The following is a 1,343-nucleotide window of genomic DNA, read 5'->3' as shown; positions in this document are numbered from 1 at the left end:
GGCGAGGTCGGCGAGGCGCAGCGAGCGGACGCCGTCGGCTTCGGCCCGCACCTCGGTGACGACGACCTGCAGGGCGCGGTCGACGGGCGTGATCGGCTTGCGGCCGCGGGAGGCCAGCCGGATCAGCGGCGGGAGCAGGTCCGACAGGACGCCGACGGTGTTCATCAGCTGGTCGGCGCCGCCGCGGCCACGGAGTTCGGCGGGGAGCTTCGGCATCAGACGGCCTGCCCGTGCGCGGCGTCGGGGTGGGCGTTCTCGGCGGCCTGGGCGGCGGGGGAGACCGCCAGATAGGCGATGGCCTGCTCGGTGGAGCCCTCCTGGGAGGGATGGTAGCGGGGCGAGTAGTAGGCGGCGATCTTGCGGTTGATGTGCGCGATGGTCGGGGTGACGCCGCGGCTCGCCGTGTCCTTGAGCTGGCTGATCCTGGGCGTCTTGACGCCCTGGAGCGCGGGGTCGTTGGCGTAGAAGAAGCGGACGCCGCGCCGCCACAGCATGATCAGTATCGGGCCGACGATCGTCATGGCCTGGATGCGGCGCCGGTAGCGGCCGTCGACGTGCATGAACAGGTCGAACGCGACGGACCGGTGCTCGACCTCCTCGGCGCCGTGCCAGCGCAGCATGTCGAGCATGGTGGGGTCGGTTCCGGCGCGGTCGAGGCCGTCGGCGTTGAGGATCCAGTCGCCCATGAACGCCGTGACGTGCTCGATCGCCGCGATGATCGCGAGCCGTTCGATCAGCCATTCGGTGGCGGCGTCGCCGGTGAGCCGGGGGCGGTCGCCCAGCACGCGGTCGAAGAACCAGTCGACCTGGTCGGTGAAGGGCGTGCAGTCCATGCCGTTCGCGCTGAAATGCTCCAGGACGCCGGTGTGGGCCTGGGCGTGCATGGCCTCCTGGCCGATGAACCCCAGCACGTCCTGGCGGAGCTTGTCGTCGGAGATCAGCGGCAGGGCCTGCTTGAACACCTCGACGAACCAGCGTTCCCCGGCGGGCAGCAGCAGGTGCAGCACGTTCATGACGTGCGTGGCGAGCGGTTCACCGGGAACCCAGTGGCTCGGCAGGTTCGTCCAGTCGAACCGGACGTCACGGGCCTGGAGAACGAGGTTGTCGCCTGCGGGCGGACGGGATGCCTTCAACACCCCGCCATAGTAGACAACCTGTCAATAGTTTGGGAAGGCGTCGGTCTCCCCTCACCGCTCTGACGGAATCCGTTACCCCGGCCACGCCCGCGCGTCACAGCGGGTAGCCTCGCCAGCCATGAGCAGAGGACGGATCGCCCTTACCGGACTGAGCCTCGCCCTCGTGGCGGGCTGCAGCGGCGCGGGCGCCGAATCCGCGCCCGCGCC

At 70.2% G+C, this 1,343-nt stretch carries 1 protein-coding gene and 1 pseudogene; both read right to left on the bottom strand.

The genetic code is table 11. From position 1 onward, the window contains the following. Positions 1-216 (bottom strand): annotated as a pseudogene (locus tag ACYVE7_RS34110) (hypothetical protein); the annotation flags it as partial. Then, entirely contained in the window at positions 216-1,136 is a 921-nt protein-coding gene (locus ACYVE7_RS34105; RefSeq protein WP_460370720.1) for a metal-dependent hydrolase, read from the bottom strand. The pseudogene ACYVE7_RS34110 and the gene ACYVE7_RS34105, both read right to left, overlap by 1 nt. Between the last annotated feature and the right edge of the window lie 207 nt (positions 1,137-1,343).

It is taken from the genome of Actinocorallia lasiicapitis (assembly GCF_054778695.1).
The sequence above is the reverse complement of the archived record's forward strand: the minus strand, read 5'-3'. Positions and strand labels throughout refer to the sequence as shown.